Below are 8,899 nucleotides of genomic sequence, written 5' to 3'. Positions count from 1 at the left end.
GGTTCTTCCCGCTCCAGGACACCGGGGTGATCCAGGGCGTCTCCGAAGCGCCGCAGGACATTTCCTTCCCGGCCATGATCGAGCGCCAGCAGGAGCTGGCGCGCATCATCCTGCGTGACCAGGCGGTGCGAAGCCTGTCGTCGTTCGCGGGCGTGGACGGCACCAACACCACCGTCAACAGCGGCCGCTTCCTGATCAACCTGAAGCCGCTCGAAGAACGGGATAAGGCGGGTATCAGCGAGATCATTCGTCGCCTGTCGGCGCAGACCGCCAACGTCAAGGGCATTACCCTGTTTCTGCAGCCGGTGCAGGACCTGACGGTCGAGGACCGGGTCAGCCGGACGCAATATCAGTACAGCCTCGAGGATCCCAACGCGGCCGAACTGGCAACCTGGACCGACAAGCTGGTGAACAAGCTGAAGACGGTACCGGCGCTGCAGGACGTCGCGAGCGACCAGCAGAACTCGGGCCTGCAGGCGCAGCTGGTGATCGACCGGCAGACCGCTTCGCGTCTGGGCATTACCCCGCAGATGATCGACAACACCTTATACGACGCGTTCGGACAGCGGCAAATTTCGATCATTTTTACGCAATCCAATCAGTACCACGTCGTGCTCGAGGTTGACCCGGCGTTTCAGAAAAACCCCGCGGCGCTCAACGAGATCTACATTCGTTCAGCGACCGGGGGCGAGGTGCCGCTGAGTGCGTTCACCCACTACGAGGAAGGAAATGTGCCACTGGTGGTGAATCACCAGGGGCAATTTCCGACCGTCACCGTCTCGTTCAATCTCGCACCCGGCTACTCGCTGGGCGACGCGGTTGATGCGATCGACAGGGTGACGCGGGAGATCGGAATGCCGGCGAGTGTGCAGGGACAATTCGAGGGGACGGCGCAGGCCTTCCAGGCGTCGCTAACCAACGAGCCGCTGCTGATCCTCGCCGCGTTGGTGACCGTGTACATCGTGCTCGGTGTTCTGTACGAAAGCTACATCCATCCGATCACGATTCTCTCCACGCTGCCGTCGGCAGGGGTCGGTGCCATTCTCGCGCTGATGATCTGCGGCAACGAACTGAACGTCATCGCACTCATCGGAATCATCCTGCTGATAGGAATTGTTAAGAAAAACGCCATCATGATGATCGACTTCGCGCTGGAAGCGCAGCGCAAGGACGGCAAACCCGCGCGCGAGGCAATCTATCAGGCCTGCCTGCTGCGCTTCCGTCCCATCATGATGACCACCATGGCAGCGCTGCTGGGCGGGTTGCCCCTGGCACTCGGCACCGGCACCGGATCGGAACTGCGCCGTCCTCTGGGAATCGCGATCGTCGGTGGCTTGCTCTTAAGCCAGGTACTGACGCTCTACACCACGCCGGTTATCTTCCTGGCGTTCGATCGACTTGGCGAACGGCTCGCCAGCAAGCGCCCGGGGACCTCGCTGGCCGAAGCGCCCGCCGCGCGATGATCTCGGAAATCTTCATACGTCGGCCGGTCGCCACCACCCTGCTGACCATCGCGATCGCGCTTGCGGGTATCGTCGCGTTCCAGCTGCTGCCGGTCTCACCCATACCGCAGGTTGAATTCCCGACCATCCAGGTACAGGCCCAACTTCCGGGCGCCAGCCCGGAGACGATGGCCTCCTCGGTGGCAACTCCGCTGGAGCGGCAGTTCGGGCGCATCGCGGGCCTGAACCAGCTCACCTCGACCAGTACGCTCGGCAACACCAGCATCGTGCTGCAATTCGATTTGTCGCGAAACATCGACGCGGCCGCACGCGATGTGCAGGCGGCGATCAACGCGGCCCGCAGCCAACTGCCGACCGATCTGCCGGGAAATCCGACCTATCAGAAGGTCAATCCGGCCGATGCGCCGATACTGATCCTGGCGCTCAATTCCAAAACCTTGACGCGCGGCAAGATCTACGATGCCGCCTATTCGATCCTCGCGCAGAAACTGTCCCAGATGGTGGGCGTCGGTCAGGTGTTCGTGGGGGGTAGCGCGCTGCCCGGGGTGCGCGTCGAGCTGAACCCAACTCAGTTGAGCAATCTCGGCATCAGCCTCGAACAGGTGCGCACCGCTTTGGCCGCCGCCAATACCAACCGGCCCAAGGGCGAGCTGTCCGACGACACCACCGCGCGCTCTTTGAGCACCACCGACCAGCTGCTGACCGCGGCTGACTATCAGCCGCTGATCATCCGCTTTCAGAATGGCGCCGCGGTCAAGCTTTCCGACGTTGCCGAGGTGCGCGATTCGGTCGAGGACCTGCGCAACCTGGGACTGGCCGACGGCACGGCCGGCATCCTGCTGGTCATCTTCCGTCAGCCCAACGCCAACATCATAAGCACCGTCGATCGAGTCATGGCCGCGCTGCCGTCGCTGATGGCATCAATCTCGCCCGCGATCGACGCGACGGTAGTGTTGGACCGCACGGTGACGATCAGAGCCTCGGTGCGGGACGTCGAGCTCACGCTGCTCATCTCGATAGCGCTCGTGATTCTGGTGGTGTTCGTTTTTCTGCGCAGCTGGCGCACCACGATGATTCCGGGAATCGTCGTGCCGATCTCGCTGATTGGCACCTTTGGCGTCATGTACCTGTGTGGCTACACGCTGGACAACCTCTCGCTGATGGCACTCACGATTTCGACCGGCTTCGTGGTCGACGACGCGATTGTGGTCATCGAGAACATCACCCGCTACCGCGAGATGGGCATGCCGCCGCTGGAAGCCGCAATAGAAGGCGCCAGAGGAATCGGCTTCACGGTAATTTCGATCAGTATCTCTTTGATCGCGGTATTTATCCCGATCCTGATGATGGGCGGGATCATCGGCCGCCTGTTCCGTGAGTTCGCGGTCACGCTGTCGGTCGCGATCGCGGTGTCGCTGGTCATTTCACTGACCACCACCCCGATGATGTGCGCCCATCTGCTCGGCGAACACGGCGAGAAGCACGGGCGCTGGTACCAGGCCAGCCAGCGCGGCTTTGACTGGATGCACCAACACTACACGTCGAGCCTGTCATGGGTACTGGATCATCCGCGCCTCATGCTCGCGATAACCATCGCCATGGTCGGCATCAGCGGCTACCTGTACGTGGCTATTCCCAAGGGGTTTTTCCCGCAGCAGGATACCGGCCGAATACAGGGTGCCGTGCAGGCCGACCAGGACACTTCGTTCCAGGCATTAACCAAGCACCTTGCCGAGTACGTGGATATCATCCGCCAGGATCCCGCGGTCGACCACATCGTCGCATTCACCGGCGGCCGCAATGGCAGCGGTACCAACACGGCCCGGATGTTCATTACGCTCAAGCCTTACAGCCAGCGCAAACTCAACGCCGACCAAGTAATCGCCCGCATCCGCAAGAATGTTGCCCAGGTGGCCGGCGCCAGTCTTTATCTGCAGGCCACCCAGGATCTCCAGATCGGCGGTCGAATGGCTAACGCTCAATACCAGTACACACTGCAAAGCGACGACCTGGCGTTGCTCAACCAGTGGGCGCCCAAGCTGCTGCGCAAGATGCGCTCGATGCCGCAGCTGGTCGACGTGAGCAGCGATCAGCAGGACGCCGGTCTGGCCGCCAACCTGGTCGTCGACCGCGACACGGCAGCCCGCCTCGGGCTCACGCAGGCAGCGATCGACAACACGCTCTACGACGCGTTCGGCCAGCGCCAGGTCTCCACCATGTATACGCCCCTGAACCAGTACCACGTGGTGATGGAGGTGGCGCCCGAGTTCTGGCAGGACCCTGATTCGCTCAACCACATCTTTATGGCCACCCCGAGCGGAGAGCTGGTGAAGCTGGGTACTTTCACCCACTACGCTCCTTCGACGACCTCGCTGGCGGTGAACCACCAGGGGCAGTTTCCCTCGGTCACCATCTCCTTCAACCTGCAGCCCGGAGTAGCGCTCGGCCAGGCGGTGGACGCGATCGCAGCTGCAGAAAAACAAATCGGTTTACCGTCTAACATCCACGGAAATTTCCAGGGCACCGCGCAAGCCTTCCAGGACTCCCTGCGCAACGAGTCGTTGCTCATCCTCGGCGCGCTGGCCGCCGTGTACATCGTGCTCGGCATTCTCTACGAAAGTTACGTGCACCCCATCACGATCCTGTCGACCCTGCCCTCGGCAGGAGTGGGCGCGCTGCTGGCCCTCCTGATTTGCCGCGTCGAGCTCAGCGTAATCGGAATCATCGGGATCATCCTGCTGATCGGCATTGTCAAGAAAAACGCCATCATGATGATCGATTTCGCTTTGGAGGCCGAACGCAAAGACGGCAAGAGCTCGCGCGACGCCATCTACCAGGCGTGCGTGCTGCGTTTTCGGCCTATCATGATGACCACGGCAGCGGCGCTGCTGGGCGGGTTGCCGCTCGCGCTGGGAACCGGAACCGGCTCGGAGTTGCGCCGGCCGCTAGGAATCGCGATCGTCGGCGGGCTCCTCATGAGCCAGGTCCTGACGCTCTACACGACCCCCGTCGTGTACCTGTATCTCGACCGGTTCCGCCTATATGGCGCAGGTGTCTGGAGGCGCCTATTCGCCGGTATCATCCGCTCGCCTGAGCAGGCCAGTCCCTGAGTCGACGAGCCGCGTATCGGTCGTTTCTCCGCTGCGGTCTTCACTCTTCATCCCGGGCGGACCCGCCGGCCTCGCCGCGACGAACCGCCTACAGGGTTTCGCCCGCAGCTCAGTCTCATCCCTTCTCTCCGGGTGCCGGCAGTCTCGACCCCGGGCGGCTGCACGCCCTGATCCAACAAAAGCTGAAACGCGCCGGGGGGACACTCTTGGAGACCGGGTCAAGAAAGCCGGAAGCTTCGAAAAAAATGGTAGGCTCCAAGTCAGAGGAAACAGGCGACCACACCGTGTTTATACGGCGGCGATCGTTTAAAGGGTCGGTTTTGCTAATCTCACATTGCCGAGAGATCCGTGCCCTGCTCTCGCTGTCTGCTGGCCGAAACCCCTGCAAATTCCGGCTGTATCCCCTCTTAGGTCACTCTTGGTAATGGTTGAGAAACCCACGCCGGAGATTGCCAGATTTAGAACCAAATCTGGTTCCCTACACGTAAAATTTCACAGCTGACGCGATGACCGGTGTGATTAAGTGTCTGCGGTTGAGTCTTACCTTCCAAAGCGAATCTTCGCGGGTCTCGACCCTGATTTTGGCGCGCCGTCGGAAATCTAGTTTCGACCCGATTAACCCGATGGCACAGAAGTTCACGCTGATTAACCCGCGAGTTGCGAGTTGACGGGAGGCACTGGTTCAATGGTCGGCGAAGCGGTCACATTTTGTAATCCGCGACCACAAAGTTGCTAGCGAAGCAGACGTGACGACTTGGAGACCGTAAGCGGTCGATTCCGCTCTTGAGGGACCTGCTGTGTCTCGGAAAGCGAGTCTCGGTGCTCTTGGAGAGCCCAATAGACTCGACCGAGGAGAGGCGAGGTCTGTGCGATCGAATAAAATGGGAAAAATGGCGTAATCACCATGGGTAATTCCAGCACCGAGACCCCGTGGGACGCGATTGTGATCGGAACGGGAATGGGAGGCGCAACGATCGGCTACCGTCTGGCGTCTCAAGGGTTTCGTGTTCTGTTTCTTGAAAAAGGTCGCCAAACCGTGGCGGACGGTTCAGACGCCACCTTGGCCGAAACTCCCGAGAAGCGTCTGGCCGCTGGACATTGGCCCGATCGTATCACGGCCGAAGTCGACGGAGCTGTGAGCGAGCTATTTGCGCCGCTTGGCTGTGGCCCCGGCGGCTCGACGCTAATCTATGGCGCCGCGCTCGAACGCTTCGAGCGTTCCGACTTCGAAGCGGTCCCGAGATTAGAGCATCCGACTGGAGGCTGGCCGATCTCTTACGACGCAATGCGGCCCTACTACGAACTCGCCGAGAGGCTATACCGCGTGCAAGGCACCAGCGACCCGCTAGCGGAACCTGTCGACTTGCTCGAGCCCCATCAAGCAAGCACGCAGGATGAGCTGTTCATGCGCGACTTCAGGGATGCGGGCCTGCATCCCTATCGCCTGCACGTTGGTATCGCTTATCAGCCGGGTTGCCAGGAGTGCCTCGGAAGATTGTGCCCCTCCGCGTGCAAGAGCACCGCGCGATCGGTCTGCCTCGACCCCGCTCTAGAACGCCACGGAAGTGAGCTGCTAACCGATTGTGAAGTCACGCGTCTGATAGCCACGGCTGACAGGGTCACCGGCGTGGAGTTTCGCCGTGGCAACTCTACAGCACTGGTCGCCGGACGCGTTGTCATTCTCGCGGCGGGAACTTACCGTAGCGCAACTCTCCTTCTCCAATCTGCCGGCCCGGAGCACCCCAACGGCCTTGGCAATGGATCCGGCCTCGTCGGTCGCAACCTGATGTTTCACGCCTCTGAATGGATTGCGGTTTGGCCCCGTCACCGCGGTTCGTCGGACGGACCCCGCAAGACTATCGGCTTTCGCGATTTCTATTCGTACGACGGCAAGCGCCTCGGTTCAGTGCAATCCGTCGGCCTTTCCGCTACCTACGGCAATATCCTCGTCTTCCTGTATGCATGGTTCGACACAAGCTGGCTCGCCCGGATGCGGCCGCTACGGCCGTTCCTTCGCATTCCTGCGATGATTGCATCGAAGCTGTTCGGTGCCGCCACGATCTTTGCAATGATTCTTGAGGATTTTGGCGAGCTCCAGAACCGTATTGTCCCGGATCCCGAGCGGCCGGAACGAATTCGCGTCTGCTATCGGGTTAACCCCGACCTGAGACGACGTGCGAGTCTCGCGAGAAGGTTGCTACGCAAGCGGCTCTTGAAATTCCGTATGCTCTATTTGCTGCCGAATATGATCAATTTCGGTCATCCAACCGGCACGTGCCGCTTTGGCCACGACCCGACGACCAGTGTGCTCGATCCCAGCTGTCGCTCGCACGAGGTCAAGAATCTCTACGTGGTGGACGGCTCCTTCATGCCGAGCTGCGGCGGTACCAACCCGGGCCTCACGATCGCAGCGAATGCTCTGCGGGTCGGAGACGCTATCGAAAGGCAGCTACGGGACGGAGAAATTTAGGCCGTTCCGCCTTAGCAGCAAACAAGTCGACGTGTCGTTTTTCTGGCGCGTGAGCCATTCAGCGCTCGGATGCAACTCACTTATTTTCTTTGGCTCCTAGAGCCATCGACGCGCCTCAAGCTTCGCTCAATGGCTTGTGCGGGCCGAGCTAGGCCTCGTAGTTCTTCCACTGGAAAAGCCCATGTCGGAAATTGGCTGGCGAACTCTGCTCGGAGCTTGCCCTAGGGACAGCACGTTCCGTTTGCGGAACTGGACGCAGGCCGGTTCGAATGCGAGGCCGCAGAAGTCGTGGATGCACTCCACTTTCCCTCGAGATCTTCCACGACGTTCTCGTACAGACTCGCAGTATCCGCCCCGGAAGCACCGTGTCCCAGTGTCGCATCAACCCGAGATAGGTCCGGGTAGTAGCGAGAAATATCGGCGAAGCTGTGGGTGAACTCCTGCCCGCGCGAACAACTGCTTCAGATTGCCAAAGCAGCAGGCCACCGGCTCTCCCCGCAGACCCGACTTTCAAGTAACGAGACTCGCCGGTTACGTCGACGGTGGAAAGGAGAGCTTTTCGGACCCCGCGCCCCGGGGCCTCGTTACCCTTCAAGGCTGATCCGAGGGCAGCTCCCCGCGCAGCCGTCCGCGACACCGATTGTCTCCCGGCCGGCTCTGCCGGCCGGGAGCGTGATCGCTTCTAGATCCTCGTCGGCTCGGCGACGAGAGTCATTTTTAGGCTCTCCAGGCTTGCGTCGACCAGGAGCCTAGGCTGCAGCCTCCGAACGCCTGGAAATGGAATTGATGCGATGCTCGGCCACCAGAGCTCGATTCACATCGCTCTGGTTCCGCGCTCTGGTGGAACGATCAAGGGACTGAAGACAATCAAAGTCCCATTTCGACAGCAGGACGTAGTTCTTACCGCGTCGAGCGATCAACCTGGCGTCTATCATGTCGCTGATTAGCCGGCTGACCATGGGCCTGGAGCAACCGATCATTTCGGCAAAGTCTTCGTGGCCTAACACCGGAATCAGGACGGTGCCTTCCGAGTCCTTAACTCCTGCGCGGAGGGCAAGATCACTCATGACGAGTTCGAGCCGTTCCGAAAAAGGCAAGCTCAAGAGGGTCGCGAACCACTGGAGTTCCTGCGACCAATAGGTGTTCATCATCTCGATCAGGTGGACCAGGTTCTTCGCCGGAAGCTTCTCCAGACTTCGGATGATACGATCGCGGCTGAATAACGCCACGTTGCACTTGCTGGACGCCTGGGCCTCGAACAGGCGGGCACATCTGTCCCTGCCGTCCAGATAGTTCTGGTAGCCTATGACATCGCCGGGTACCGCAAGTCGGACTAGAGTTCGGATACCGTCGCCAACCGGACAATAGACTTTGACGAAGCCGGAGATAACGCAGGCGAGAAGGCCATCGGAGGTTCCTTCGCAAAAGACCATGGCTCCCCGCTCGAAGGTGATGCCCGGCTGCAGCTCGACAACCTCGTCGATCAACTCGCAGGGTACTTGGCAGGACGCGAGACTAGCCCGAAGTTTTGAGAAGACCTGTTCATTCCGATCCATCAAACTCGGCTTATTCATACTGATTTTCACCTTACCTGTACCATCTCTCGTTGCAGTTATAGATTTTGACTCAGACAGCTCAGCTTCGCGACCTTTGCCTAAGGACTGACTCAAAGGGCATCAATCTCAACAATCGCTAGTCCAAGCATCTATTAGTGAGTAATTAAACAGATTTTCAGCGTAATGTCGTGAGGATGGAGCGTCAAAATGCACATAAAAGCTAGATTTACATGGTCACTGGTAGCCTACACGTAGGATATGGGAACCTACCCACAGTTAACTTCCGATTAGTCGCCAAAC

The 8,899-nt window shown here is 60.0% G+C and carries 4 protein-coding genes; 3 read left to right on the top strand and 1 reads right to left on the bottom strand.

Annotation, left to right across the window (positions count from 1 at the left end; all coding sequences use genetic code 11):
• The 3 genes from VGI36_10575 to VGI36_10565 form a co-directional block, all read left to right on the top strand.
• A partial coding sequence (locus tag VGI36_10575; protein HEY2485586.1) for an efflux RND transporter permease subunit occupies positions 1–1,463 on the top strand: 1,463 nt, incomplete at its 5' end.
• On the top strand, positions 1,460–4,573 hold the full coding sequence (locus VGI36_10570) for a multidrug efflux RND transporter permease subunit (GenBank protein ID HEY2485585.1): 3,114 nt from the start codon (positions 1,460–1,462) through the stop codon (positions 4,571–4,573). The genes VGI36_10575 and VGI36_10570, both read left to right, overlap by 4 nt.
• A gap of 904 nt (positions 4,574–5,477) precedes the next feature.
• A complete protein-coding gene (locus VGI36_10565; GenBank protein HEY2485584.1) occupies positions 5,478–7,043 on the top strand; it encodes a GMC family oxidoreductase in 1,566 nt (521 codons plus the stop codon).
• 749 nt (positions 7,044–7,792) lie between these two features.
• Here the strand turns inward: VGI36_10565 and VGI36_10560 are convergent.
• Positions 7,793–8,617: a Crp/Fnr family transcriptional regulator gene (locus VGI36_10560; GenBank protein ID HEY2485583.1), complete on the bottom strand. Its 825-nt coding sequence runs from the start codon at positions 8,615–8,617 to the stop codon at positions 7,793–7,795.
• Positions 8,618–8,899 lie beyond the last annotated feature (282 nt).

Source organism: Candidatus Binataceae bacterium, from assembly GCA_036495685.1.
Taxonomy (GTDB): domain Bacteria; phylum Desulfobacterota; class Binatia; order Binatales; family Binataceae; genus JAFAHS01.
This window is presented reverse-complemented; position numbering and strand designations above follow the sequence as displayed.

Bases quoted from the DNA above. Each gene is read 5' to 3' on its own strand.
- VGI36_10570 (HEY2485585.1), top strand. From the start codon at position 1,460: ATGATCTCGGAAATCTTCATACGTCGGCCGGTCGCCACCACCCTGCTG.
- VGI36_10565 (HEY2485584.1), top strand. From the start codon at position 5,478: ATGGGTAATTCCAGCACCGAGACCCCGTGGGACGCGATTGTGATCGGA.
- VGI36_10560 (HEY2485583.1), bottom strand. From the start codon at position 8,617: ATGAATAAGCCGAGTTTGATGGATCGGAATGAACAGGTCTTCTCAAAA.